The 24,652-nt window shown below is 74.9% G+C and carries 17 protein-coding genes, 1 tRNA gene and 3 pseudogenes; 6 read left to right on the top strand and 15 right to left on the bottom strand.

Annotated elements, in window-relative coordinates:
- Nucleotides 1–143 precede the first annotated feature (143 nt).
- A complete protein-coding gene (locus tag ACZ4V6_RS22210) occupies nt 144–878 on the top strand; it encodes a hypothetical protein (RefSeq protein ID WP_467830027.1) in 735 nt (244 codons plus the stop codon).
- 258 nt (nt 879–1,136) lie between these two features.
- Here ACZ4V6_RS22210 and ACZ4V6_RS22205 read toward each other — a convergent pair whose 3' ends face one another.
- From ACZ4V6_RS22205 to ACZ4V6_RS22195, 3 genes and pseudogenes are all read right to left on the bottom strand, one after another.
- The gene (locus ACZ4V6_RS22205; RefSeq protein WP_467830024.1) at nt 1,137–2,921 is read right to left on the bottom strand and encodes a cholesterol oxidase substrate-binding domain-containing protein; all 1,785 of its coding nucleotides are present in this window, start codon (nt 2,919–2,921) and stop codon (nt 1,137–1,139) included.
- 508 nt (nt 2,922–3,429) lie between these two features.
- Nucleotides 3,430–4,590 (bottom strand): annotated as a pseudogene (locus ACZ4V6_RS22200) (glycoside hydrolase family 10-like protein); the annotation flags it as partial.
- A gap of 266 nt (nt 4,591–4,856) precedes the next feature.
- Nucleotides 4,857–6,470, bottom strand: a complete 1,614-nt coding sequence (locus ACZ4V6_RS22195) for a phosphodiester glycosidase family protein (RefSeq protein WP_467830021.1) — start codon at nt 6,468–6,470, stop codon at nt 4,857–4,859.
- Between the two features lie 347 nt (nt 6,471–6,817).
- On the opposite strand from ACZ4V6_RS22195, the gene ACZ4V6_RS22190 reads away from it, so the two are divergent.
- The 5 genes from ACZ4V6_RS22190 (at nt 6,818) to ACZ4V6_RS22170 (ending at nt 14,283) form a co-directional block, all read left to right on the top strand.
- Nucleotides 6,818–7,336, top strand: coding sequence for a hypothetical protein (locus ACZ4V6_RS22190; protein WP_467830018.1), 519 nt, complete (start codon nt 6,818–6,820; stop codon nt 7,334–7,336).
- The gene (locus ACZ4V6_RS22185; protein ID WP_467830016.1) at nt 7,336–8,739 is read left to right on the top strand and encodes a hypothetical protein; all 1,404 of its coding nucleotides are present in this window, start codon (nt 7,336–7,338) and stop codon (nt 8,737–8,739) included. The genes ACZ4V6_RS22190 and ACZ4V6_RS22185 overlap by 1 nt, the downstream gene beginning before the upstream one ends.
- Nucleotides 8,736–10,151 (top strand): vWA domain-containing protein, encoded by a 1,416-nt coding sequence (locus tag ACZ4V6_RS22180; RefSeq protein WP_467830014.1) that lies wholly within the window; start codon nt 8,736–8,738, stop codon nt 10,149–10,151. Before ACZ4V6_RS22185 ends, ACZ4V6_RS22180 begins: the two co-directional genes overlap by 4 nt.
- Before the next feature lie 65 nt (nt 10,152–10,216).
- Nucleotides 10,217–11,341, top strand: a complete 1,125-nt coding sequence (locus ACZ4V6_RS22175) for an ATP-binding protein (protein WP_467830011.1) — start codon at nt 10,217–10,219, stop codon at nt 11,339–11,341.
- Nucleotides 11,338–14,283, top strand: coding sequence for a DUF5682 family protein (locus ACZ4V6_RS22170; protein WP_467830008.1), 2,946 nt, complete (start codon nt 11,338–11,340; stop codon nt 14,281–14,283). Before ACZ4V6_RS22175 ends, ACZ4V6_RS22170 begins: the two co-directional genes overlap by 4 nt.
- Nucleotides 14,284–14,347: 64 nt before the next feature.
- Here ACZ4V6_RS22170 and ACZ4V6_RS22165 read toward each other — a convergent pair whose 3' ends face one another.
- The 12 genes and pseudogenes from ACZ4V6_RS22165 to ACZ4V6_RS22110 form a co-directional block, all read right to left on the bottom strand.
- Complete coding sequence (locus tag ACZ4V6_RS22165; RefSeq protein ID WP_467830006.1) at nt 14,348–14,512, bottom strand: hypothetical protein; 165 nt, start codon at nt 14,510–14,512, stop codon at nt 14,348–14,350.
- Nucleotides 14,513–14,610: 98 nt separating this feature from the next.
- A pseudogene (gene fusA, locus ACZ4V6_RS22160) lies at nt 14,611–14,925 on the bottom strand (elongation factor G); the annotation flags it as partial.
- Between the two features lie 192 nt (nt 14,926–15,117).
- A tRNA-Leu gene (locus ACZ4V6_RS22155) sits at nt 15,118–15,202 on the bottom strand.
- Nucleotides 15,203–15,360: 158 nt separating this feature from the next.
- Nucleotides 15,361–15,606, bottom strand: a pseudogene (locus tag ACZ4V6_RS22150) (hypothetical protein); the annotation flags it as partial.
- A gap of 246 nt (nt 15,607–15,852) precedes the next feature.
- Nucleotides 15,853–17,052 (bottom strand): sugar phosphate isomerase/epimerase family protein, encoded by a 1,200-nt coding sequence (locus ACZ4V6_RS22145; protein WP_467830004.1) that lies wholly within the window; start codon nt 17,050–17,052, stop codon nt 15,853–15,855.
- 114 nt (nt 17,053–17,166) lie between these two features.
- Nucleotides 17,167–18,564 (bottom strand): nucleotide pyrophosphatase/phosphodiesterase family protein, encoded by a 1,398-nt coding sequence (locus ACZ4V6_RS22140; RefSeq protein ID WP_467830002.1) that lies wholly within the window; start codon nt 18,562–18,564, stop codon nt 17,167–17,169.
- The gene (eboE, locus tag ACZ4V6_RS22135) at nt 18,561–19,736 is read right to left on the bottom strand and encodes a metabolite traffic protein EboE (RefSeq protein WP_467830000.1); all 1,176 of its coding nucleotides are present in this window, start codon (nt 19,734–19,736) and stop codon (nt 18,561–18,563) included. The genes ACZ4V6_RS22140 and eboE overlap by 4 nt, the downstream gene beginning before the upstream one ends.
- Nucleotides 19,737–19,739: 3 nt before the next feature.
- Nucleotides 19,740–20,588 carry a TatD family hydrolase gene (locus tag ACZ4V6_RS22130; RefSeq protein WP_467829997.1) on the bottom strand — a complete coding sequence of 283 codons (849 nt, stop codon included), beginning with the start codon at nt 20,586–20,588 and terminating at the stop codon, nt 19,740–19,742.
- Nucleotides 20,588–21,316, bottom strand: a complete 729-nt coding sequence (locus ACZ4V6_RS22125) for an EboA domain-containing protein (RefSeq protein WP_467829995.1) — start codon at nt 21,314–21,316, stop codon at nt 20,588–20,590. Before ACZ4V6_RS22125 ends, ACZ4V6_RS22130 begins: the two co-directional genes overlap by 1 nt.
- Nucleotides 21,317–21,328: 12 nt before the next feature.
- A complete protein-coding gene (locus tag ACZ4V6_RS22120) occupies nt 21,329–22,300 on the bottom strand; it encodes a sugar phosphate isomerase/epimerase family protein (RefSeq protein ID WP_467829994.1) in 972 nt (323 codons plus the stop codon).
- Nucleotides 22,297–23,367 carry an SCO3242 family prenyltransferase gene (locus tag ACZ4V6_RS22115; protein ID WP_467829991.1) on the bottom strand — a complete coding sequence of 357 codons (1,071 nt, stop codon included), beginning with the start codon at nt 23,365–23,367 and terminating at the stop codon, nt 22,297–22,299. The genes ACZ4V6_RS22120 and ACZ4V6_RS22115 overlap by 4 nt, the downstream gene beginning before the upstream one ends.
- Nucleotides 23,364–24,575, bottom strand: coding sequence for an inositol-3-phosphate synthase (locus tag ACZ4V6_RS22110; protein ID WP_467829988.1), 1,212 nt, complete (start codon nt 24,573–24,575; stop codon nt 23,364–23,366). The genes ACZ4V6_RS22115 and ACZ4V6_RS22110 overlap by 4 nt, the downstream gene beginning before the upstream one ends.
- Nucleotides 24,576–24,652: the final 77 nt, after the last annotated feature.

Below are 24,652 nucleotides of genomic sequence, written 5' to 3'. Positions count from 1 at the left end.
GTGCGGCGAGGCGCATGGTGACGTTCTCGCGGTAGCGGGTGACCGGGCGATGTCCGTTCTCGGGGCCGTGCGCGGAGGCGGCGTCGAGGCCGGGTGACCCGGGTGATCGACTCCGTCGTGGCCCGTGCCGCATGATGGGCGGCATGGGCCACTTCGAGAAGAGCTCCGACTCCCCCGGCGGGCCAGTGCTGTTGACCGGGGTGACGAAGGTTCCGGGACAAGCGCCGCCCGGCTGGTCGGGCGAAGACGCCGGGGTGGTCTTCCCGCCGCCGGACCGGCCGTACGGCCTCCTGGAGGGCTGGGAGTTCGGCCCGGTCTTCGAGCCGTTCACCATCGAAGGAGAGGGGCGCCGGACGTTCGCGACGGACGAACGCTTCCCGGACCGTCCCTTCCTGCTGGAGGCGGCGCACCGGGGCGAGGGCCACTTCAGCGTCCGGCCTCTCACCGTGGACGGCAAGGACATCCCGGAGGTCTATTTCAACGTCCTGTACCGAGACTTCAGGGGAAGCTGGGTGCCGCGCATCCACCCCCCGCAACTGACGGTCTCGGCGCGGGACGCGTGGATCCTGCGGGTGAAGCCGGTGGCCGCCGCCCGCCGGCTGACGGGGACGCTGACGGGCGTCGGGCACGAGGCGCTGCTGTACACGGGTCCGGCGGCCTCGCTACGCGTACGGTTCCGGGGCCTGGAGCCGGGCCGGAACGGACACGTCAGTCTGCGGTGCTACGAGGTCGCCGGAAGGACGGGACTCGATCCGCGCGAGAGCGTGCTGCTGCTCAACGACAGCGGCCGGGCGCGGACCACCGTGCGGCTGCCCGCGGGGCCGCTGCTCGTGCTGTTCGGGGCGGGAGGATCCTGGACGTTGACCGTCGAGGAGTGACGGGCACCTCGGCCCAGCGGGCGGGGCGTCACCGGTCCCGGGCCGCCCCCGCCTCGGTGGGCCGGGGCGGGACCTGCCCGGACCGCGGGCTTCCGGGGCACGCGACCGCGCTGCCTGCCGGCGCGGGCGAGCGCGGCGGCCCCACCGCGGCCCGGTCCGCCGCCGCCACCGAACAGCGGGGCCGCGCCCTCGGCGGCGGCCCGCTGCGCCGGCGGCGCCCGCCCGCCCCCACCGGGGGTCACGTGCCGGGCCCCGGGGTCACACCCGTACCAGCTGGTCCGTGAAGTCGTTGCCGAACACGCCGTGGGGGTCGAGCCGGTCGAGGATGCCGACCGCCTCCGCCCACTGGCCGCGCCCGTACGAGGCCGGGACCACGGTGCCGATGACCTCCTGGTCGGCCCAGGCCGCGGTGTCGGTGTACCCCCAGCCCTTGGACCACTCGACGCGGGTGAGCGCGTAGCCGCCGTCGAAGGTGCGCAGCAGGAAGCGCTCCAGGTCGCGGTAGAAGGCGTGCGCGCCGGGTGTGGTCGGCTGGGTGAGCACGTCGATCCACACCGCGCAGTCGAACTCCGGGTGGTCCGGGTGCGGCCGGACGACGGACAGCAGCGGCGGGCGGGCGCCGGGGGCCGCCGACTCCTCGGGCCTGTCCAGTCCTCCGACGCGGATCTCGACCTGACCGTTGACCGGATAACTGCCGCGCAGTGCCGCCGACTTGATCTGCCCGCTGTAGTAGGCGGCGAACTCGGAGACGACCCTCTGCACGTCGGCGCGCCGGGTCAGGACGGCGTAGCCGTTCGCGGTTTCGCGCAGGGTGGTGGGGCGCAGGTAGAACTGGAGCGCGTACGCGGGACCCCACAGGTCGGTGGCGAGGGTGGTGGTCAGGCCGGTCGCCGCCACGGTGTACTGGGCGAGGCCGAGTTCGGGCGCGAGGAACCAGGCGCCCTCGCCGACGAGCCGTCCCGCGAGGCGGGCGACCGGAGTCGGCAGGGAATCGCTGAACGGGTAGTTGTACGGACGGCTGACGGGCCGTGAGGTGAGGGGGCGCTCGGGGCTGAGGCTCCACACCTTCAGCCAGGGCCGGTCGGTGAAGGCGAACCAGATGGCCTCCACGCGCCCCGCGCGGTCGAGGAAGTCGGCGAACGTGTTGCCCCGGCCGGCCGCCGCGCTGCCGGGTGCCGCGAACAGTTCGTCGCTGCTGATGTCGACGCGGCTGACGCAGCGCAGCGGCACCTCCTCGCCGGCCTGGAGCACCACCTCGGTCACCAGTCCGCGTCCGATGTGGGTGGCCAGCGCCTCGCACTCGTCGTCGGCTCCCCGGTGGAACGTGCGCACCACGTACTCGGCGCGTCCGGTGTCCCAGACGACGGCGGTGAGGGAGAGGACGAGGTTGCTGAGCGAGCCGTAGGTGTGACCGGGGCGCGCGGCCTCCCCCACGGCCGGCACGCTGGTGCCGTGGGCGTCGATGGCCAGGGTGCCGCCGAGGGTCAGTTCCCCGGGCGCCGGTGTGTTGGTGACGCCGAGGCCGTGGTCGGCGAGGAAGGCCATCAGGGTCTCGAGGAGCACCCCGGTCTGCGCGCGGACGGCGCCGGGCGCGCCGGGGGGTGGCGTGGCGAGTTCCATGCCGGTGAGGTGGCGGGTGGTGTCCAGGAGGAGGACCCGTTCGTCCGACTGGGAGGGGCCGGTGATGGTGAGCGGGGACCAGTTGTGCGCCTTGCCGCGTGCGCGCAGCCGCCAGCCCTCGCGGTGGGCCCAGTTGGCCAGGTCCGCGACGTCCTGCGCGGTGCGCGGCGCGCAGGCCCATAAACCGGTGTGGGTGATCTCCCCCGACCAGTTCACGTAGGGGGTGCGGTACGGGACCAGTCCGGCGGGCAGTTCCGGTGCGGCCGAGGAGGTGGCCGCGGGGGCGGCCGAGGCCGGCTGTGCGGCGGCCGTCCGCGCCTGGAGCGGTACGCCGACCACCGCGGCGGTGACCGCGGCCGCCCGGATCACCGCGCGACGGGAGGGGCGGGGGGCACCGGCTTCGGGGGTGAGTTGTTCGGACATGAACCGAATGTACGCCGCCGGGCCGACGGGCCGGGGGGAAGAGGAGGAAGTGCGGCCGAAACGCTCCGTTCCCCCACGGCCCGGTCCCCATGCGCCCGCCGGTCCCTCCTGGCCGTCCCGGCAGGCCCGCCGGGTCCGGAGACGTTCTCCGCCGACCGGGCGGGGCCGGAAAGAGTCCCCTGACCCGCGGTCACCTCCTGCGCACGCGTGCGGTGACGGGGACGCTCTCGCGGCGGGCCCGGTCCACCGAGGTGACCGCGTACGCCGCTCCCTTCGGCGTCGCCGGCCCCGTCCACGCCGTGCCGCGCGCGCCCGGCAGCACCGCCACGAGCGTGTCGCCGCCGGTGTCCCTCAGCCGGACCGCGTACAGCGCGGGGACGTGGTCGCCCCGGGAGCGGACGTCGACGCGGACGCCGCCGTCGGCCGTCCGGGTCGCCGACGCGAGCGGGGGCAGGGGCGGGCGGCCACCGGCCAGCCTCGGCAGGACGGGGGCCAGCGCGGGCCGCCGCCAGTGGCCGGCGGTGAGCGTGCTGATCGATCCGAGCCGGTCGGCGGTCACGTCCTTGGCGCTGAACAGGATCTCGCCGTCGATCCCCGGCAGTCCCTCGTCCATCGTGAGGTGCCGGGAGAGCTCGGCCGGATCCTGCCAGGCGGCCGGCTGGCCGGCGGCGCCGACCTTGTACACGGCCTGGCCGATCCACAGCCGTACGTCGGTGCCGCGCACGGCGTCCGACCACCACGGGGCGAGGACGGCGTAGTCGGCCACGGGGAGACCGATGTTCCAGTACAGCTGCGGGGCGATGTAGTCCAGCCAGCCGTTGCGCACCCAGCCGAGGGTGTCGGCGTGCTGTGCGTCGTAGGACTGGGTGCCGCCGGTGGCCGAGCCCCGTGGGTCGCTGGAGGCGTTGCGCCAGATGCCGAAGGGGCTGACGCCGAACGCCGCCTCGGGCCGGGTCTCGCGCACCCGGTCGTACGTCTCCCGTACCAGCAGGTCCACGTTGTGCCGGCGCCAGGCGGCCCGGTCGGTGAAGCCCGCGCCGTACGCGGCGAAGGCGTCGTCGTCGGGGAAGTCCGCGCCGTTCACGGGGTAGGGGTAGAAGTAGTCGTCGAAGTGGACGCCGTCGATCTCGTAGCGCTCCACCGCGTCCATGATGGCGTCCTCGACGAAGGCGCGTACGGCGGGAACGCCGGGGTTGTAGTACAGCTTGCCGCCGTAGGGGACGGTCCATTCCGGGTGCAGGCGCGCCGGGTGGCCGGGGACGAGCCGGGTGAGGTCGGCCTGCTGCGAGACGCGGTACGGGTTGAACCAGGCGTGCAGGGCCAGGCCGCGGGCGTGCGCGGCGTCGACCATGAAGGCCAGGGGGTCGTAGCCGGGGTCCTTTCCCTGGGTGCCGGTCAGGTACTGCGACCACGGTTCGAACCGTGAGGGCCAGAACGCGTCGGCCGTCGGGCGCACCTGGGCGAACACGGTGTTGAGTCCGACCGATCCGGCGTGGTCGAGCAGTGCGACGAACTCCGCCTGCTGCTCGGCCGGGCCGAGGCCGGGCCGTGAGGGCCAGTCGATGTTGGAGACGGTGGCGATCCACTCCCCGCGCAGTTCACGGCCTCCGGTCCCGGCCGGTCCGGGTGCTTCGGCGGCCGGGCGGGGGGCCGCGTCCGCCCCGGGCAGGCCGGCCGCGCCGGCGGAGGCGGGGAAGCCGGCCGCGGTGAGGCCGGCCACCAGTCCGGTGGTGCGCAGCAGTGCACGACGGGTGGGACGGCGTGCGGCCGTGCCGGGGGCGGGGGTGTCGGTCACGACGGCTCCTGGGGAGGGAAGGAACGCGGACCGGCCCACCCTGTCCAGCGCGCCATGTTCAGGTCAACCAGTGGGTGCGAGCGCGTGGCGGCTCCCCGCGGTGCGGTTCGTCGCTGCGCGAACGGTGCCGCCGGGCCGGGTCAGTGCCTGCGGGGCAGGACCAGCAGGGCGTCCCCGACCGGGCGTTCGCCCGCCGCGTCGGACGGGGCGTTGACGACCCTGCCGCCGGTCACCATCGTCGTCGAGCCGCCTCCGTCGAGGTTGACCGCGTCGCGCAGTCCGAGTGCCCTGGCGATTTCGGCGCTCTCGAGGATGCTCAGGCCGAGGGATGCGGTGCTGCGTCCGTCGGCCGTGACGAGCACCGTGCGGCCGGCCGCGTCCACTCCGGCCAGGGTGCGCGGATTGCGCTTGTGCACCCAGCCGTAGTACCAGCTCGGGTCGCCCGGGTGGACCATGCCGTCGGTGGCCGGCGTGACGTGGAGGCGGCCGTCGCGGACCAGTTCGGGGCCGGCGTTGACGATGTCGGTGCCGGGGGTCGGAAAGACGCGCCCGCCCCGGTCGTCCAGCAGGGTCGTCCTCAGGTCGAGGCGGGCGCCGGGGCGTGCCAGGGCCGTCAGTGCGGCGACGCGCTCGCCGGTCGCCTGGACCGAGGTGCCGTCGGGCGGGAGCGGCCCTCCGCGGGGTGAGCGCAGCTCCACGACGCGGTCGTGGGCGTCCAGTACGGCCTCCAGGCCGTCGCCGGACGGTGTCCGCCGGCCGTAGTCGGGGGTGAAGGCGACCAGTTGGTCGGGGTTGGTGCAGGTGACGTCGTGGAGGGGGAGGGACGTGGGCCGGTCGCCCTCACCGCCGCCGCAGTTGCGGATCAGGCCCGGTACGCGGTTGATGCCGTCCAGGGCGAGGGTGGTGCCGCGGGACGTGATCCGGCCCTGCCAGGTGTAGCGGGCGACGTCCGTCCGCCGGCCGTCGTCGTGGAGGACCAGGCCGGGGCGTCCGCTCACCGGCTCACTGAGCAGGCGCCCGTCGTAGACGCCGACGCCGGCGGGGTCGCCGGGTGCGCCCGCCTTCGGGTCGAGGACGAAGAAGCCGGCGTTGACCGCCGCCGTCGCGCCGGCCGCGTTCGCCAGGGCGCTGGTGGTCTCCCGGTTCTCGAGGTCGGGGCCGTGGGAAGCCCTCAGCTCCCCCCGGAACGTACGCAGGTCGATGGTGAGCACGTCGATGTGCCAGGGGCCGCGGTCGGCGGCGTCGCCGTCCCAGCCGGTGAACACGGCGGATCCGGTGTGCCCGGCCGTTCGCAGGCGGGTGCGTTCGGCCGTCGCGGCGGACTGGGAGGCGAACGATCCGACGCGGACCCGCCAGCCGAGGGCGCCGCCCGCCCAGTCGGCCGTCCTCGCCGTCGTCACCTCCTCGACGCGGGCCCGGAAGCCGTCCCGGCGCAGCCCGGCGGCCAGTTCGTCGGCGCTCGCCCTGTCCTTCAGCGCGGACGGCGGTGCGTCGGGGTCCGGTGAGGTCTCTGCGCCGGGGATGAAGACCTCGACCGTCCAGCGCAGGGACGGGTCGTCGTCGCCGCGCACGATGCGGGTGAGGGTGACGCCCGGCTGCAGGGTCGTCGTGGTGCGGGTCTCCGTCAGGCCGGGGGGACCGAGCGGGAGGGTGCGCCGGTCCGGCCGCGGGTCCGGGGACGCGTGTGCCGGCGGTGTTCCGCACGTGACGAGCACACCGAGGAGGGCGCTCGCGGCCCACAGTCTCTTCTTCATCTGCACCGCCTGGAGGCACGGGTGTCGGGTTCGGGCCGGGACCGCGGATCTTCGGCGCACGGCCCTGCGGGCGTGCTCTCGGTGGTTCGTGGACCGGATACGACCATGCGTCGCCGCTCCTGCCTTCCGCTGACGGGGAGATGGACGGTCACCCAACGCCCCCTGCACAAGTAGCGGTCGCTTCCGGCTCACCGTCAAGGTGCGGAACAGGGGCGGCACCGGGGTTCGCACGCCCCGTCGTCCACAGGCGCCGGCCGCGGCCGGAGGCGTTGTCAGTGGTCGCCGATAAGTTCGATCCCGTTCCGCCGAGGTGGCGTGAACACCCCCCTCTTTTCGCATGCACATGTATGGGAGATGGTGCGTTGTCGGTCTGGGAGAGGTCGAGCACGGCACGGGTGGTGCCGGCCGCGCGGCCGCGGAAGCTGGCGAAGGTGCCGTTCGTGGAGCTGGCCGACGGGCGGCTGCAGGGCGTGGTGTCCAGCGGGTCGGACATCGGGCGGGTGTACGTGTCGTCGGTGGACGCGGGGACGTACGCGTTCGCGTGCAGCACCAACAACAACCGACCTTGCGGCGGGGCGCGCGGCATGTTCTGCAACCACATACGCGCGCTCGTCGGGGAGGCCGTGCTGCAGTACGGCGTCGAGCGTGTCGCGCGGTATCTGAAGGTGGAGGCCGAGGGGGAGGAGCCGGACGCCCAGGCCCTCACCCTCGGGATGACGCGCACGGGTCCCGTCCAGGGGGACAGTTCCGCCGCCGCCCAGGTGTTCAGCCGGTTCCTGCGGCACCTGGCCTATCTCGAACTGGACGCCACGACCGCGCCGTTGCCCGAGATGCACTGGTTCCCGACGACGAGGGCGGTGGCCTGATGCGTGCCGATCTGCTGTCCGACGGCATCGACGGACTGGACGAGGCGCTCGCGGCCGTGGACGGTTTCGACGACGTCCTGGTGGGCGGACTGCTGCGCCCGCAGCCGGCGCGGGCCGGCGGGCTGACCGGGTTGGCCGACGCCGTCGCGGGGTCCCCACTGGCGGCGCGGGTCGCAAAGGCCGCCGACAGGACGGTCGCGGGGGCCAGCGGCGAGGACCACTTCGTCGCGCTCGCGGCGGCCCGTACCGCTCTGCTCGGCTCGGTGCACGACGCGCTGGTCGCCCGCGTCGGGGAGGTCACCGGCCGGCCGGACGCCGAGACGGCGGGTGCCGTTCCGGACGGAGACGCGCCGGGCGGGGAGCAGGCGGGGAACCTGCTCGTCGCCGCGCGCAGCTGGCTGTGCGACCTGGCGCGGGCCGGGTGGCAGGGCATCGACCACGAACTCGTCGCCGGGGCCGCACCCGTCGTCTCCGCGATGCTGCCCGACCCGGCGCTGCGCCGCCCGGCCACGCTGCTGGACGGGTTCGCGGCCGAGCTGGCCGCCTCCTGCCCCGGGGCGACCCTGGAGCGGGTGCCGGTGCGGCGCTGGGCCGACCTGTGGTCGCGCGCCCTGCTGCTGACGCTGCCCGGGGCGTCCCGTGCCGGTGCCGTGGCCGAGGCGTCGGGGCGGCTGCTGCCGCTCGGCGTGGACCTGCAGGAGCACGCCACCGCCGTGCAGGCGCAGGTGCACGCGGTGTTCGAGCCGTCGGACGGCGGTGCGGCGCGGCTGGTGCGTGCCTCAGTGTCCGCGCCGAAGCCGGACACGGTCGTCGGGGCCGGTCTGTGGCAGCTGCTGCGGCCGCGCATGTCCCTGCTCGCGGCGGTGAGCGAGGGCCGCGCGATGGTGCTGGACGCGATGCCCGTCACCGCCGAGGGCGATCTGCTGTGGGACGACGCCCGGGCCCGTGCCGGTGAGCCCGCCGAGGTGTTCACCACCGCCCGGGTCGCCCTGCCCACCGCCGTCGCGTTCCCGGCCGCGCCGCTGGACCGGCACCCGGCGCGGATGGCCGTGCCCGTGCTGGTGGAGGGGTACGCCGTGGAGGAGGACGGGGACGGCGTCGCGCTGGTCGTCGCCGGGCACCGGCTCGCCGTCGACGCCGGCCGGGCGCCGGCCGCCGGTCCGCTCACGCCCGAGGCCGTCGCCGCGTCCGGCGCGTGCGTGGGGCTGCTGCGCTGGGACGCCGGGGCGTTCCTGCTGCAGCCGCTCGCCGTGGAGCGGACGGTGCGGAAGAAGACGGTCGCCGTGCACGCCGGGGCCTGGGCCGGGGGGACGGCCGACAAGGCCGGGGTACGGGCGGAGAAGGCCGCCACCGACGCCGTCACGGTGCTGCGCGAGCGCGCCGGGAAGCTGCTGCGGAAATGACCCACGACACCCACGGGGACGTCCCCGGACCCGACCCGTACGAGAACCGGCGGCAGGTGCTGTACTGGCGGCTGCTGGCGCGTCTCTTCGACCCGGAGGAGCAGGCGTCGCTGGAGTCGGCGAGCCTCGCCGTGGTCGAGGACGCCGGTCTGCCGTCCGCGCTGCTGGACCCGGACGCCTCCGTCGACTCCGTGGTGCAGCGGCACCCGGAGCTCGCCGACGAGTTCGACGGGCTGATGGTGCCCGGACCGGAGGAGGACGGGGCGCGTGACCGGGCCGCCGAGGTGCGGCGTGCGGCGCTGGTCTCGAAGGTGCTGCTGAACGTCTTCGCGAACCCGCCGGGCACCGTCACCGCCGAGCGGCTGGCGCGCTGGCAGTCGGACGCCGGCCAGCTGGAGCGGGCGCTGGGCTGCCGGCCCGGTGACCTGCGCGGCGGCGGGAACCGGGCGGGTGGCGGCGCGGGCGCCGGCCCCACCGGCACCGGGTTCGGTGCGCCCGCCCCCGACCTCGGCCGGCTGATCCCCGAGATCGGCCCGGAGCTCGGGGCCATCGAGGGCGACCTCGTCAAGCGCATGCACCTGCGCGAGGTGCTGGCCGACCCGCGGCTGGCCTCACGGCTGACGCCGAGCATGTCCCTGATCGAGCAGCTGCTGCGCGACAAGGACAACCTCTCCGGCGTGGCCCTGGCCAACGCCAAGGCGCTGATCCGGCGTTACGTCGACGAGGTCACCGAGGTGCTGCGCACCCAGGTGGAGAAGGCCACGGTCGGCGAGCTGGACCGGTCGGTGCCGCCGAAGCGGGTGTTCCGCAACCTCGACCTGGACCGCACCGTCTGGAAGAACCTCACCAACTGGAGCCCGGAGGAGGAACGGCTCTACGTCGACCGCCTCTACTACCGGCACACCAGCCGGAAGACGACGCCGCAGCGGCTGATCGTCGTCGTGGACCAGTCGGGCTCGATGGTCGACTCGATGGTCAACTGCACCATCCTGGCGTCCATCTTCGCCGGGCTGCCGAAGGTGGACGTCCACCTGATCGCGTACGACACGCAGGCGCTGGACCTGACGCCCTGGGCGCAGGACCCGTTCGAGACGCTGCTGCGCACCAAGCTGGGCGGCGGCACCGACGGCAGGGTCGCCATGACGCTGGCCCAGCCGAAGATCGCCGAGCCGCGCAACACGGTGGTGGTGTGGATCTCCGACTTCTACGAGTGGCGGCACGCGGAGCTGTTCGAGAGCATGGCCGCCGTCCACCGGTCGGGGGCGAAGTTCATCCCGGTCGGCTCGGTGACCAGCTCCGGACGCGGCAGCGTCAACCCGTGGTTCCGGGAGCGGTTCAAGGACCTCGGCACGCCGGTGATCTCCGGCCACATCAAGAAGCTCGTGCACGAACTCAAGACGTTCCTCACCTGATCACGGGCGCACGTCCGTCACGTGCCCGACAGGCCCCGCTGATCACCGTACGAAAGGTTTCCCCCATGTCCGACCTGCTGCGCGCGCCCGCCGAGATCAAGTACGCCGAGGAGCTGGACTGGCTGGAGTCGGTCGACGACGGTCCCAAGCCGTTCTCGTGGCGGCTGTCGCCGAAGATGGTCCGCCTGTTCATCCTGGGCTCCGAGCGTGCCGACGGCCTGGACCGGGAGGTGTCGCAGAAGTGGTTCGGCGACCGCAGTTTCGTCGAGCGGTCCATCGTGACCCTCGCCTCCGACCGCGGTCTGCTGCTCATCGGCGACCCCGGCACCGGCAAGAGCTGGCTGGCCGAGCTGCTGTCGGCCGCGATCTGCCGCAACTCCACGCTGGTGGTGCAGGGCACGGCCGGCACCACCGAGGACCACATCAAGTACTCGTGGAACGTGTCCATGGTGATCGCCAAGGGGCAGTCGCGGGAGTCGATGATCCCCTCGCCGATCATGACGGCGATGGAGACGGGCGCCATCGGCCGCTTCGAGGAGCTGACCCGCTCCACCAGCGACGTCCAGGACGCGCTGATCTCGATCCTCTCCGAGAAGTACATCTCCGTGCCCGAACTGGAGAGCGGCGGCGGGGACGACAACATCGTGTTCGCCAAGCCCGGTTTCTCGGTCATCGCCACGGCCAACAGCCGCGACCGGGGCGTCAACGACCTGTCGTCCGCGCTCAAGCGCCGTTTCAACTTCGTCCGGATCCCGGTCGTGACGAACAGGAAGAGCGAGGCGGAGATCGTCCGCTTCCGCACCGAGGAGCTGCTGCGCCGGCACTCCATCGACCTGGACGTGCCGCCGACGCTGCTCGACGTGCTGCTGCGGAGCTTCGCCGACCTGCGGGCGTCGGCCGCCGCGGCCGGCAGCGACGACGAGAGGCTGGAGTCGGCGCTGTCGACGGCCGAGCAGATCGGTGTGCTGGAGGACGCCGTCCTGCACAGCAACTTCTTCGGCGAGCGCGCCCTGACCGCCCGGACCCTCGCCTCGTCGCTGGTCGGCTCGCTGACCCGGCGCGAGCCCGAGGACCTGGCCATCCTCAACAAGTACCTGCACGGCGTCGTCGAGCCGCGCAGCAAGGAGGAGGGCGGTTCCTGGCCGGAGTTCCTGGAGGGCGGCCGCGACGCGATCGCCACGCTGTCATGAGCGGCCCCCAGGAGAACACGTCGTTCGCCGCGCTGCGCGGGCAGTTGCAGGAGGCCGCCGCCGCCTTCGCCGGCGGGCCCGACGCCCTGGAGGACATCCTCCTCGGCCTGGTCGACGACGTGGACCGGGCGGTGCGCGAGCCGCTCGAGATCTTCCCCGTGTGCCACCACTCCCCCGCCTCGGCGACCGCGATGGCACGGCGGCTGCGGGAGAAGCGGCCGAAGGTCGTGTACCTGGAGCTGTGCGAGGACATGGCGCCGCTGCTGACCGAGCTGCGCAACTGCCGGCTGCCGGTGGCGGTACAGGCCTTCGCCGGTGACATCGACGGCTTCCCCGAGGAGTGGGCGCCGCTGTCGGTGGTCGCGCCGGTCACGGAGGCGTCCGCCGAGTACCAGGCCATCGCGTACGCCCTGGACACCCCGGGGGTGGAGCTGGTCCTCGTCGACCGGTCCGCGGACCACGTCTTCCAGTGGGACGCCCGCGGCGAGGAGGGCACGCGGGGCGCCGGGGCGCAGGACACCGGCGCCCCGGCCGAGGAGGGGGCCGGGCTGCACGGTGAGGCCGTCGGCGTCGGGATCGGCGACCTGCGGCCCCGCTTCGCCGAGCTGGAGGAGCACCTGCTGCGCCACGGCAGGGTGCGGCACTGGTCGGAGTGGTGGCACCAGTACGTCGAGGTGCCGCTCGGCGACGGCGCGGCCGACCACGACACCTACCGTCAGGTGATGTTCCTCGTCGGCAGCCTGTTCCGGCGGCTCGCCCCCGGCGACGGCGCCCGGCTGCGGGTGGACGAGGACCGCGAGCGGTACATGTGGACGCGCATGCGCGAGCACCTGGCGGCGACCGGGACCGACCCGGCGGACTGCCTGTACGTGTGCGGGGCGTTCCACGCGGCCAGCCGCGTCGAGGAGTTCGGCGTGCACGGCACGGACACGTTCACGATCTCGCCGCGCTCCGCCACGACCTGGCAGTACGGGCTGATCCCGTCCAGTCACGCGGCGATCGAGGCGCAGTTCGGCCTGGCCCCCGGGTCGGTGTCGATCGCCGCGACGGAGTGGGCGAAGAGCCTGAGGCGCACCCGTGTGCAGCCGTACCGGCTGGAGGGGCAGGCGGGCGCGAAGAAGTCATCGGCGAAGAAGACCGCGACGGCGGGGCCCCGCGGGGGGAGTACCGCCGGCGCGGCGCCGGAGTCCGCCTCCGCCGACCGGCTGTCCGGCTTCCTGCAAAGACCGCCCGTGCTCGACGGCCTGGACGAGGCCGAACTGCTCGGCTGGTCCGTGGACATCGTCCGCGCGGCCCGGCGCAACGGCTACCTCGCCTCCACCGCCGACGCCATCGCGGTGTTCGAGACGTCGATCCTGCTGGCCGGCATGCGGGACCGGGCCAAGCCGACGCCGTACGACTTCCAGGACGCGGCGGTCACCTGCATCGAGAAGGACGCCGTGCCGGGGCGGCGGGACGTGCGGCGCCTCGTCGAGATCATGATGGGCGGCGACCGGATCGGCCAGGTCGGCTACGACGCGCTGCCGCCGCTCGCCCGGGACGTGCACGACCGGCTGGCGCCGCTGGAACTGAAGCTCCAGCAGCGCGGCGTGCAGCGCGCCCTGCTGGACATGGTCTCGCGGCCGGAGCTGCGGGCCTGCTCCGACGTGCTGTGGATGCTGCGGCGGCTGATGCCGCACGGCGCGGCACGGCCGATCATGGGTGAGCGCAAGCTCGGCGAGCGGTCGCTCCAGGAGTCCTGGGACCTGGCGCTCGGCACCCACCAGCGGGCGCTGATCGAGCTCGGCTACGAGGGCGTCAGCATCGAGCAGGTGCTGGAGCAGCGGCTGCGGCGCGACGCGTACGGACCGCGGGCGACGACGGCGACCGTGCTGGCCGCCGTCGAGGACGCGACGCTGTATCTGCGCAGCCGCCGCCTCGCCGACGAGCTCGGCACCCACGCGCTGAAGGTGCTCGCCACGGAACGCAGCGTGGACGGCGCGCCGGAGGTGCTGCGCCGGGTGCGTGCGCTGCTGGCCCACTACCGGACCGCTGAGCCGGTGCTGCCGGGGTGGATCGAGTCGTTCGTGAAGACCGGGTACGCGCACTACTGCACGCTGCTGCCGACGGCGTTCCGGGACGAGGACGCGACCGTCGGGCAGGTCGCGGCGACGCTCGGCTTCCTGTTCGGCATGGAGTCGCTCGCGCTGTCGCTGGGCTGCGACCGGGCCCAGCTGGAGCTGGCGGTCGCCCAGTCGCATCCCGAGGACGCGTCGAAGACGGCGCTGCTGTGGGCGGCGCAGGTGCAGCTCGGCACGCTGTCGCGGGCAAAGCTGCGGGAGCGGTGCGACGCGTTGCTCGACAATCCGCTGGTGGTGTCCGCGTATCCGCGGTACCTGAGCGGCTTCGTGCACGCGCTGGGACCGGTGCCGGGGCTGGCGGACGTGGTGGTGGAGGCGGTGTCGAACGCGTTCAGACGCCTGCCGGACGCGGTGCTGCTGCCGTGGCTGCCGCTGCTGATCACCACGTTGCGGTCCGGTGCGTCGGAGCTCGCCCCGCTGCTGATCCGGGAAGCCGGGCGGATCTTCCCGGGCCGGCTGGAGGCCCTGGACGCGTGGGTGCCGCCGTGGCGGACACCGACGGCGCCGCCGGCCGGCGGCCGGGCGGAGTCCGCGGGGGACGGCCGCCGTGGTGCCGCGCTCCTGTCGGCCCGTCCGGCGGCCTGCGACGCGCTCGCCGGACTGCTGGGCTGCACCGGGGGGTGGGCGGCGCCCGGCGTCGCGGCCCCGTCGGGAGCCGCCCTGCTGTCCGCGCACCCGGCGGCGTGCGACGCGGTGGCGGAGCTGCTGGGCTGCGACGGCGTGTGGACGGGAGCGCCGTCGCCCTCGGACGCCGGCGCGGAGCTCCTGGCCCTCCACCCCTCCACGGCGGACGCCGCGGAGGCCCTGCTCTCCGCCGGGTGACGGCGGGCGGCCGGGGCCCGGACGGTCCGGGGCCCGGCCGCCGCGCCACGGGCGGCGCGGTTCCTCAGCCGTAGCAGGCCGGCAGGGGCTCGAGGCCCTCCGGCACGCCGTACTCGAGGACCGCCGTGTACGCCTCCGCGATGTCGCAGCCCTTGTCGTACCACGGGTAGGCGAACAGGCTCCAGACCAGCAGCGCGACGACGAGCGTCCAGCGCGTCCCCTTCAACATGCGTGGGGTATTCCGCCCGGCGCACCGGAATATTCCGTACCGCGCTCCCGCCCGCAGCGCGGGCCGGTTCCCCTCCCCGGGGAAAACCGGCCCGCGCCCTACGGCGCCGGCGTCACGGCCGGCGCGGGCGCGTAGCCGGTGGGCCGGGCGGTGAAGGTGCCGCGGCCCCGGGTGCGGCTGCGCGGCCGCGTCGCGTGGCCGAACAGCTCGGCCGGCGGCACGGTCGCCGTGACGACCGCCGCACCCGCCCGCCTGTCCGAGCCGGTGACCCGGCCCCGGCGGGCCGCGAGGTCCCCGGGCACCCCGCCGGCCGCGTCCTCGGGCACGCCGCCCGTCACCTCCACGACCGGCTCCAGCAGGACCAGCGCCGAGGCGCCCAGGGCGTCGCGCAGGCCCGGCCGACCGGCGGTGCGGTCACGCACGGCGCTCTCCCCTCACTGGTCGCGGGCGCCCGCGGTGGATGCCCGTCTGTTCGCGCTCGGTGAGCGTGGGCAGCGGCGGGAGGGCGGAGCCACGGGTTTTCCGTACGGCCGTGCGGCATGCTCCGGGGCGCGCGAACGAGGACCCCGGCCGTCGGCCGGGGTCCTCGTGTCGCTTCTCGCGAGTGTCCGAGGGGGGACTTGAACCCCCACGCCCGATAAAGGGCACTAGCACCTCAAGCTAGCGCGTCTGCCATTCCGCCACCCGGACTAGGTGTCTGCCGCCTCGCGGGGGTGTTCCCCGCGGCGACATGGACAACCATACCAAGGTTTCGGAGCGCCTTTCACCTGCGTTTTCCCCGCCCGGGCGGCACCGCGGGGCGTACGGGCGCGGCGCCGTCCGGGGCGGCACCGCCAGTGACCGGGCGGTCACCCGCGGCTCGTGCCGCCCGGGCGCCACGGCATCGGGTGACGGTCCGGGAGGCTCCCGGGCAGCCGCTCCCCCGCCGGTCCCTGTGTCACCGCGCGCACCAGGAGTTCGCCGCCGACGAGGGCCCCGCGCCGGGAGGCGTCGAGTCCGCCGGACAGCTCCTCGCGGTCGCCCCGCGAGCGCGGGACGTCGTGGCCGGTCCCGGAGGCGCGGATCCGGGGCGCGAGCCTGTCGTGGACCGGCCGGGCGGCGCCGATGCGGTTCTGCCCCGCCTGCACCCCCGGCGCGGACCTCTTCGGCATCGCCTTCCGGGCCGGCATCGGTGAGGAGGCGGGCTTCGCGGCCGGGATCGCGGCCGCGGGCGCATCACGCCCGGCCCCCGGCCGCTCGGTGAGGGATGACCCGGCGGGGCTTCCCGCGCACGGGCCGGGCGGCTCCTCCCTCGTGCCGCGAAAGGAGCCGCCCGGTTCCGTGTTCCGGGTCGTTCCGGGTCAGCGGCGCCGCTTGCGCAGGGCCGCGAGGTTGTCGTAGCCGGTCTTCGCGTGCCGCAGGGACTGGCCCGGGTCGGTGGAGCTCGGGGCGTTGTCCTGTTCGACCATCGGGTTGTGGTAGTTGCGGTGGCCGACCCGGGTGAAGAAGGTCCGGTAGTCGATGACGCCCGTCCCGAAGGGCACCATGTCGTAGCCCTGGCCGCTGGTGGTGTTGACGACGCCGTCCTTGGCGTGGAACAGCGGGTAGCGCTTGTCGTTGCGTTCCACCAGCCCGGCCGGGTCGAAGACCTTCTCCCGCGTCGAGCCGTCGTGCGCCGTGTAGGTGTGGAACTTGTACTGGGCGACGTGCGCCCAGAAGATGTCCATCTCCAGCCAGACGGACTTCGGGTCGGTGACCTTCAGGAAGTACTCCAGCTTCCGGATGCCGGAGCTGCGGGTCGGGCGGCCCTGGGCGTCCAGCGGGCCGCCGTCGAGCAGGAAGCCGTAGGCCGCGTCGTGGTTGTGGGTGTAGAGCTTGACGCCCTCGCGGCGGGCGATCGCGCCGAGCGCGTTCCACTTGTCGGCGGCCACGTCCCAGTCGGCCCGGTAGGAGCTGCCGGTGGGGTCGCCGCCGGTGCCCATGTGGTCCATGCCGAGGATGTTGGCGATCTCCAGGTGCTTCTTGAAGGTGTCCAGGTCCGCCGTCGTCAGCGGCCAGGAGGACGGGATGAAGCCGTGGTTGCCCTGGGCGCGCAGGCCGTACTCGTCGAGCCAGGAGCGCAGCAGCCTGGCGCCGGCGACGGACTCCAGGCCGGCGCCGCCGGGCGCGTTGGCGTGCTGGCCGTAGCCGGCGAACTCCACCTGGCGGTAGCCGTAGCGGGCGAGCTGCTTGAAGACCTCGCGGAAGCCGGAGGGCAGGTCGGTGGAGAGCGGGTCGCGGCCGATGGCGTCGCGCACGGTGTAGAGGATGATGCCGCGCTTGTCCGAGGGGACGAGGACGTCCCCGCCGTGGTCGTGGCCGTGCTCGTGGTCTCTGTCCTGGCCGCCCGCCAGAGCCGGGGAGGCGCCAAAGACGGGGGCCGCGACCGCGCCGGCCGCGACGGCGGTGCAGGTGGTGAGGAAGCGGCGGCGGCCGACGCCGAGGGTGCGGCGCAGGGCCTCGCCGGGGCCGTCGGCGGCGGAGGCCGTGTCGGTGCGGGACGGGTCGGGGAACGGGCTCACGGTTGCCTGCCTTCTGGGTCGTGGCCTGCGCCGATGTGGTCGGGGCGGGCCGTGGTCGGTGCCGTGTGTTCCACTCCGGGCAGCTGGGTCTCGGAGGTCACATCAGGTGGTGTGTCAGCCGAGTCCGGCGAGCCGGAGCAGGAGTTGCTTGACGTCGGTGGCCGCCACGCGGTCACCGACGGCGCGGGGGGTGGAGCAGATGAGGAGCGGACCGTCGTCGTCGCTCTCGGGGAGGCGGCCGTGGCTGCCGCGAATGGGTGAGGGGTCCAGGGGCACGACCGCCATGCGGTAGCGCATGCCGAGCTTCTTGCGGGCCAGGGCGGTGGCCGCCTTGACCTTGACGTAGGGGTCGAGCGGGTCCATGAACAGCTCGACCGGGTCGTAGCCGGGTTTGCGGTGGATCTCGACGAGCTGCGCGAAGTCGGGGGCGCGGTCGTCGTCGAGCCAGTAGTAGTACGTGAACCAGGCGTCCGGCTCCGCGACGGCGACCAGCTCGCCGGAGCGCGGATGGTCCAGGTGGTGGGCCTTCTTGCCCTCGTCGTCGAGGAGCTGCCCGATGCCCGGCAGGTCCGCGAGGGCGGCTTGGGCGGCGGGGAGGTCCTCGGGGCGGCGGACGTAGACGTGGGCGATCTGGTGGTCGGCGACCGCGAAGGCGCGGGAGGCCATCGGGTCGAGGTACTCCATGCCGTCCTGGGTGTGGACCTCCAGCAGGCCGGCGCGGCGCAGGGCGCGGTTGATGTCCACGGGCCGGTTCACGCGGGTGATGCCGTACTCCGACAGCGCGACGACGGTGCGGCCCTCGGCGCGGGCGTCGTCGAGGAGCGGGGCGAGCGCCGCGTCCAGGTCGGCGGCGGCCTTCAGGGAGCGCGGGTCGTCGGGGCCGAAGCGCTGCAGGTCGTAGTCGAGGTGCGGCAGGTAGCAGAGCGTGAGGTCGGGGTGGCGGGTGGCCATGATGTGCCGGGTGGCGTCGATGATCCACTGGCTGGAGACCAGGTCGGCGCCGGGGCCCCAGAAGTGGAACAGGGGGAAGGTGCCCAGTTTCTCGGTGAGTTCGTCGTGCAGGGCCGGGGGCCGGGTGTAGCAGTCGGGTTCCTTGCGGCCGTCGGCGTAGTAGACGGGGCGGGGGGTGACCGTGTAGTCGGTGTCGGCGCCCATGGCGTACCACCAGCAGATGTTGGCGACCGTGTAGCCGGGGTGGGCGCGGCGGGCGGCGTCCCACAGCTTGTCGCCGGCGACGAGGCCGTTGTGCTGGCGCCACAGCAGGACGTCGCCGAGTTCGCGGAAGTACCAGCCGTTGCCGACGATGCCGTGCTCGGACGGGTGGGCGCCCGTGAGGAAGGTGGACTGGGCGGCGCAGGTGACGGCGGGCAGGACGGTGCCGAGCGGGGCGCGGGAGCCGGACCGGCCGAGCCTCTTGAGGTGGGGCATGTGGTCGAGGAGACGGGGGGTGAGGCCGACGACGTCCAGGACGAGGAGCGGGGTCGGTCCGCCGGAGGGGGCGGGTGCGGTCATGGCAGCTCCTTCAGGCCGAGGTCGGTCAGCAGGTCGCGGGCGAGGGTGAGCTCGGCGGCGATGCCGTCGGTGAGCTGGGCGCGGCCGCGGGGGCGCAGCTCGGGCGGGAGGGCCTGCCAGGTGTAGGTCTCGACCTCCAGGTGCCGGGTGAGCGGGTGCGGGCCGCCGACGAGCCGGGACAGCGCGGTCCTCAGCACGGGGAGGGTGGAGGTGAGGGGTGCCGCGGGGTCCGCGTGCAGCGGGACGTGGAAGTGGGCGCGCCAGGGCGCGGTGCCGGGCAGCGGGCCGTCGGCGGCCAGGGCCTCGTCGAGGTCGTCGGTGCCGCGCAGGGCGCCGTCCGCGGTGGTGGTGCGGGTCTGGTGGAGGAAGCGGGGTTCGGCGAAGGCGGCGAGGGCTTCGCGCACCGCGGGGTCCCGGGGGTGTTCGGCGTGCAGGGCGGCGGAGAGCTGGGACTTGACGACGGGGACGCGGGCCGCGGTCAGGGCGTCCAGGGCGGTGTGCGGGTCCTCGAAGGAGGTGGCCAGGTGGCAGGTGTCGACGCAGACGCCGATGCGGTCGTGGCCGATCGCGGTGAGCGGGGCGATCGCGTCGTGGGTGGTCTCCACGACGCAGCCGGGCTCGGGTTCCAGGCCGATGCGGATGGAGCGGCCGGTCAGTTCCTCGAGGGCGTCGAGGCGTTCGGCCAGGGTGACCAGGGCGCCGCGGGCCTTGTCGGCGCGGGTGTCGTCGTAGGCGGTGCGCCAGGCCAGCGGCAGGGTGGAGACGGTGCCCTCGGCGACGTCGTCGGGCAGCAGGCCGGCCAGGATCCGGGCGAGGGAGGTGGTGTGGTCGAGGCGCTCGGGGTCGGCCCAGTCGGGCTTGTAGACCCGGTACTTGACCTCTTGGGCGCCGAAGCCCTCGTAGGGGAAGCCGTTGAGGGTGACGACCTCCAGGCCGCGCCGGTCGAGTTCGCCGCGCAGGCCGCGCAGGGCCGAGGGGTCGGTGACCAGGACGTGGGCGGCGTCGCGGGCGAGCCACAGGCCGATTCCCAGACGGTCGCGGCCGAGGCGCCTGCGGACGGGTTCGCAGTGGTCGCGGAGCTGGGCCAGGACGCCGTCGAGGGTCTCGGCGGGGTGCACGTTGGTGCAGTAGGCGAGGTGGACGGTGGAGCCGTCGGGGTGCCGGAAGCGCATCGCTCACTCCCCGCCGCGCAGGATGGAGTTGCCCTCGTGCGTGGCGTCGGACGACGTCACGTCGAGGCTCAGGCGCCCGCTGAGCCCGTAGAAGGCGACGGGGTTGCGCCACAGCACCCGGTCCACGTCGTCCTCGGTGAAGCCCTCGGCGAGCATCAGGTCGCCGACCTTGCGGGTCTTGAGCGGGTCGCTCCTGCCCCAGTCGGCGGCGGAGTTCACCAGGACCCGCTCCGGGCCGTACTCGCGCAGGAGGGCGACCATGCGGGTCTCGTCCATCTTGGTGTCCGGGTAGACGGAGAAGCCGAGCCAGGCGCCGCTGTCCTTGGCCACCTCGACGGTGGTCTCGTTGAGGTGGTCGACCAGGACCCGGTCCGTGGGCAGCGCCGACTCGCGGACCACGTCCAGGGTGCGGCGCAGGCCGGCGAGCTTGTCGCGGTGCGGGGTGTGCACCAGGGCGGGCAGGCCGTGGTCGGCGGCGAGCTGGAGCTGCGCGGCCAGCGCCTTGTCCTCGGCCGGGGTCATGGAGTCGTAGCCGATCTCCCCGACCGCCACGACGCGGTCCTTGACGAGGTAGCGGGGCAGTTCGTCCAGGACCGGCAGGCAGCGCGGGTCGTTGGCCTCCTTGGGGTTGAGGGCGATCGTGCAGTGGTGCGCGATGCCGTACTGGGCGGCGCGGAAGGGCTCCCAGCCGAGGAGGGCGTCGAAGTAGTCGCGGAAGGAGTCGGGAGAGGTACGGGGCTGACCGAGCCAGAAGGAGGGCTCGACGACGGCCCGGACGCCCGCGGCGTGCATGGCCTCGTAGTCGTCGGTGGTCCGGGAGGTCATGTGGATGTGGGGGTCGAAGATGCGCATCAGGACTCCTTGCCGTGGGGGTCGGCCGTGCCGCGCGAGGGACGCGGGGCCTCGGTCAGGGCCAGGACGCGGTGCAGGTCGTCGGGGACGGGACGGCCCGCGGCGGTGCGTTCGGCGGCGTAGTCGGTGAGCATGCGGGCGAGTTCGCCGTCCGCGCCGGCCCGCCGGTCCAGGTCCGCCACCTGGTCGACGGGGACACCGGTGAACAGGCACTTGAGCACCGCGTGCCGCCAGGCGTGGGCGTCCAGGTGCCGGGCGGCGTAGGGGCCGAGGGCGGCGGCGACCAGCCGGGTGTCGTTGGTGCGCAGGGCGTCCTCGACGAGCGGGAGGGCGTCGGGGCCCGGCACCAGGTGGGGCAGCGCCTGGAGGACGGCGCGGCGTTCGTCGGCGGTGCCCTGCGCGTACACCCGGGACAGGACGCCGGCGTCGGCGCGGGCCGCGTGCAGGATGAGGACGCGGGCGGCGTCGGCGTGGGCGGGGCCGCAGCGGCGGCCGGCCTCGGCGAGGCGCAGCTCCCACACGGAGACGGGTCCGTGGGAGCCGGGGTGGGCGGCGGCCTCGTCCAGGGCCTGGTCGAGCCAGGCGCGGGCGGCTCCGTCGAGCCGGGCGGCGAGCTCGGCCCGCAGGCCGGCCGGCGGGACGTGGGCGGGGGCGGTGCCCTGCCCGTCCTGCCCGGCGGGGGCGCCGGCCGTGTCCGGGGTGACGTGGGGGGCGTGGGACCTGGTCATGGGTGGCTCCCTTCAGGGGGTGGCGGACGGCTCGCCCCGGTGGTGCGCGGAGGCGGACGCCGTTGCCGCCGCCCGGCGGAGGAACGGGAGGGAGTGTTCGGCGAAGTGGGGGCCCGCGTGCGAGTGGCGGGGCAGTTCGACGACGGTCAGGCCCTGGTAGCCGGTGGCGGCGAGGGCCTCGAGGACGGGCGGGAAGTCGATCTCGCCGTCCCCGAAGGGGAGGTGTTCGTGGACGCCGCGGCGCATGTCCTCGATCTGCACGTGCCTCAGCCAGGGCGCGGCCTCGCGCACGCAGTCGGCGGGAGGGAGGGGTTCGAGGCACTGGCAGTGGCCGATGTCCAGGGTGAGGCCGAGGTGCTCGGGGTCGCCGAGGGTGCGGCGCAGGACGTGGAAGTCGGCGAGGGCGGCCAGGAGGTGGCCCGGTTCGGGCTCGACGGCCAGGGGCACCCCGGCGTCGGCGGCGGCGTCCAGGACCGGGGCGAGGGACTCGGCCAGCCGCTTCCAGGCCGTGTCCTCGTCCGTGCCGGGCGGGGTGACGCCGCTGAAGCAGTGCACGGCGTGCGCACCGAGGTCGGCGGCGACCCGCACGGCCCGCACGAGGAGGTCGGTGCGGCGGGCGCGGCCCTGCGGGTCGGGGTCGAGGAGGGAGGGGCCGTGCTTGCGGCGCGGGTCGAGCACGTAGCGGGCGCCCGTCTCCACCGTGACGCCCAGCCCGAGGGCGTCCAGGCGGTGCGCGACCCGGCGGGTGCGGGCGGCGAGGTCGGGGGCGAGCGGGTCGAGGTGCATGTGGTCGAGCGTCAGGCCGACGCCGTCGTAGCCGAGGTCGGCGAGGAGGGCGAGGGCGTCGTCGAGGCGGAGGTCGGTGAGGCCGTTGGTTCCGTAGCCGAAGCGGAGGGGGGACGGGGAGGCGCCGTCCGGGTCCGGCCGCGGGCCGGCGGTCGCGTCCGCGGTCACGGTCGGCTCCCGGCGCGGGTTCCGGCTCATGTGATGCTCACCTTCCTCATGCCGGCCCTCCTCGCGAACAGCCGGCCCGCCGGGGCCAGGGCCGCGACCAGGAGGGACGTGGTGACCGCTCCGGAGCGGGCGGCGAGGGCCGCCTGAAGCGGGATCGTGGCCCGGATGCCGCCTCCGACGGCGCGCTGGGTGAGCGGGGGCGAGGGGTTGAGGGTGGCGTGGAAGTAGGGACGGGCGGCCGCGGCCGCGTAGGCGGCGCCCAGGGCGGTGGTGAGGACGCCGTCGGCCCGGGGCGGGCGTCCGGCCGGGCCGGGGCCCGGCAGGCCGGGGGCGGCTGCTGCCCGCCGGCCTGCCGGGAGTCGGGTGCGGCGGCGGGTGACCAGCCGGGTCAGCGCGCCCGTCGTCACCAGGGCCGCCAGCGGGGCCAGGGACGACCCGCCGGTGGTCTCCCGGCGGGAGACGGCCGTGACCGCGAGGGTGTGCGTGCCGAGCAGCGCGGCGGACGGCAGCGCGGCGCGGGTGCCGCCGTCGGTGGCGGCCGCGCCCAGGAGCAGGTCCAGTCCGCGGGCCGCCGCCATGGCGACGGGACCGGCGGGCGTGTGCTTCAGGGCGAGGTCGTAGGCCCAGACCGTCGCCGCCAGCGGGGCGGCCACGGCGAGGGCGGGGCGTCCCGCGCCGGCGGCGAGCGCCAGCCCGGCACCGGTGAGGACACCGGCGGCGGTGAGGGCGGCGGCCGGGCGGACGCGGCCGGACGGGATCGGGCGGTGCGGGCGCTCCCCGGCGTCCTCCGCGCGGTCCGCCCAGTCGTTCAGGGCCATGCCGGCCTCGTACAGGCACAGGGAGGACCCGACGGCGAGCAGGGTGCGGGGTCCGGGGCGCGCGCCGGCCGCGGCGGCGCCGGCCAGGGCGTCGCCGGGGACGGTGAACAGCGCGGGCAGACGCAGCAGTTCGGCCCAGGCGCCCGCGCGGCCGGAGCGGGTGCCGGGTGCCGCGGCGCCGTCGGCGGCCGGGGCGGCGGTCTCCGTGGCGGGGCCGTCGGCCGTCGTCGTCCCCGCGGGTGTGGACACGCCCCGCGCCGTGGCGACCGCGCGGCTCATCGCCGCGCCCCCCGGTCGCCCGGGCCGTCGTCCGGGCGACCGCGGTCCCCCGGCCCCGCGTCGTCCCGCAGCCGCGCGGCGAAGCGCCTCAGCTCCGCGTACTGCTCGGCCAGTGACGACGGGCCGTCTCCCACCGGGTCCTTGAAGTAGAAGCCCAGTTCGCCCAGCGGGCCGGTCAGGCCCTTCTCCCTGGCGCGGACGGCCAGCCGGGCCAGGTCGAGGACGAGCGGGGCGGCGAGCGCGGAGTCGCAGCCCTGCCAGATGGTCTGCAGGATCATGCGGGAGCCGAGGAAGCCGTCGAAGGCGATGTGGTCCCAGGCCGTCTTCCAGTCGCCGAGCGCGGGGACGTCGTCGATGTGGACCTCGCCCTCGGGTGCCGCGCCGAGGGTGTCGGCGAGGACGCGTTCCTTGCCGGCGTTCTTGGCGGCGGCGGCAGCGGGGTCGGCGAGGGCGGCGCCGTCGCCGCCGCCCAGCAGGTTGGTGCCGGACCAGGCGCGCACGGCGAGGGCGCGCTGCGCGAACATCGGGCCGAGCACGGAGCGCAGCAGGGTCTGCCCGGTCTTGCCGTCGCGGCCCGCGTACGGCACGCCCGAGGACGCGGCCAGCGGGGCCAGCGCCGGGTGGTGCAGGCCCGTGGAGGGGGTGAAGTTGACGTACGGGCAGCCGGCGCGCAGGGCGGCCGCCGCGTAGAGGGAGCTGGGCGGCAGGGAGCCGTCGGTGGGGGCGGGCTCGGTGGAGGCGACGTTCACCACGACGGCGCCCGCGAGGCCCTGGCGGCGCACGAAGTCGCGGATGTCGTCCGCGAACACGTCGATCAACGCGTCGTCGCCCCGGCCAAAGCCGCGGTCCGTGTCGCCGGGCAGGGGGCCGCCGGTCCTGATCTCCTGGTCGGCGGCGACGAGTTCGGCGTGCACGGCGGACGGCAGGCCGTGCGGCAGGACACCGCCGTCGGCGAGGTGCTCGGCGCGTTTGGGCAGCGGGCAGTCGACGGTGTCGTGGCCGCCGAAGACGAGGGACGACAGCGCCGGCAGACCGCACGAGGCGAAGTCGGGGGTCTCGGTGACCATGCCGGCCGGGGGGTGGAGCCCGGCGGCGACGGCGGCGCAGCCCGCGATCGCGGTCGTGGCGACGGATCCGCGCGCCCCGATGAACCAGACGCCGAAGCGCGGGGCCGGGGACGTGGTGGGCGGGAACGGTTCGGCGGACATGGGCAGCCTCCTTGTCGTACGCGAACCGGACGGGGATGCCGGAAGGGGACGGACGGGGTGCCGGGCGCGCGGCCCGG

It is taken from the genome of Streptomyces sp. NPDC029152 (assembly GCF_055564355.1).
This window is presented reverse-complemented; position numbering and strand designations above follow the sequence as displayed.

Coding starts and splice junctions, on each gene's coding strand:
- ACZ4V6_RS22165 (WP_467830006.1), bottom strand. CDS start 14,512: ATGTTGAAGGGGACGCGCTGGACGCTCGTCGTCGCGCTGCTGGTCTGG.
- ACZ4V6_RS22180 (WP_467830014.1), top strand. CDS start 8,736: ATGACCCACGACACCCACGGGGACGTCCCCGGACCCGACCCGTACGAG.
- ACZ4V6_RS22115 (WP_467829991.1), bottom strand. CDS start 23,367: ATGAGCCGCGCGGTCGCCACGGCGCGGGGCGTGTCCACACCCGCGGGG.
- ACZ4V6_RS22175 (WP_467830011.1), top strand. CDS start 10,217: ATGTCCGACCTGCTGCGCGCGCCCGCCGAGATCAAGTACGCCGAGGAG.
- ACZ4V6_RS22185 (WP_467830016.1), top strand. CDS start 7,336: ATGCGTGCCGATCTGCTGTCCGACGGCATCGACGGACTGGACGAGGCG.
- ACZ4V6_RS22195 (WP_467830021.1), bottom strand. CDS start 6,470: ATGAAGAAGAGACTGTGGGCCGCGAGCGCCCTCCTCGGTGTGCTCGTC.
- ACZ4V6_RS22110 (WP_467829988.1), bottom strand. CDS start 24,575: ATGTCCGCCGAACCGTTCCCGCCCACCACGTCCCCGGCCCCGCGCTTC.
- ACZ4V6_RS22125 (WP_467829995.1), bottom strand. CDS start 21,316: ATGACCAGGTCCCACGCCCCCCACGTCACCCCGGACACGGCCGGCGCC.
- ACZ4V6_RS22205 (WP_467830024.1), bottom strand. CDS start 2,921: ATGTCCGAACAACTCACCCCCGAAGCCGGTGCCCCCCGCCCCTCCCGT.
- ACZ4V6_RS22190 (WP_467830018.1), top strand. CDS start 6,818: ATGGGAGATGGTGCGTTGTCGGTCTGGGAGAGGTCGAGCACGGCACGG.
- ACZ4V6_RS22120 (WP_467829994.1), bottom strand. CDS start 22,300: ATGAGCCGGAACCCGCGCCGGGAGCCGACCGTGACCGCGGACGCGACC.
- ACZ4V6_RS22170 (WP_467830008.1), top strand. CDS start 11,338: ATGAGCGGCCCCCAGGAGAACACGTCGTTCGCCGCGCTGCGCGGGCAG.
- ACZ4V6_RS22210 (WP_467830027.1), top strand. CDS start 144: ATGGGCCACTTCGAGAAGAGCTCCGACTCCCCCGGCGGGCCAGTGCTG.
- eboE (WP_467830000.1), bottom strand. CDS start 19,736: ATGCGCTTCCGGCACCCCGACGGCTCCACCGTCCACCTCGCCTACTGC.
- ACZ4V6_RS22140 (WP_467830002.1), bottom strand. CDS start 18,564: ATGACCGCACCCGCCCCCTCCGGCGGACCGACCCCGCTCCTCGTCCTG.
- ACZ4V6_RS22130 (WP_467829997.1), bottom strand. CDS start 20,588: ATGCGCATCTTCGACCCCCACATCCACATGACCTCCCGGACCACCGAC.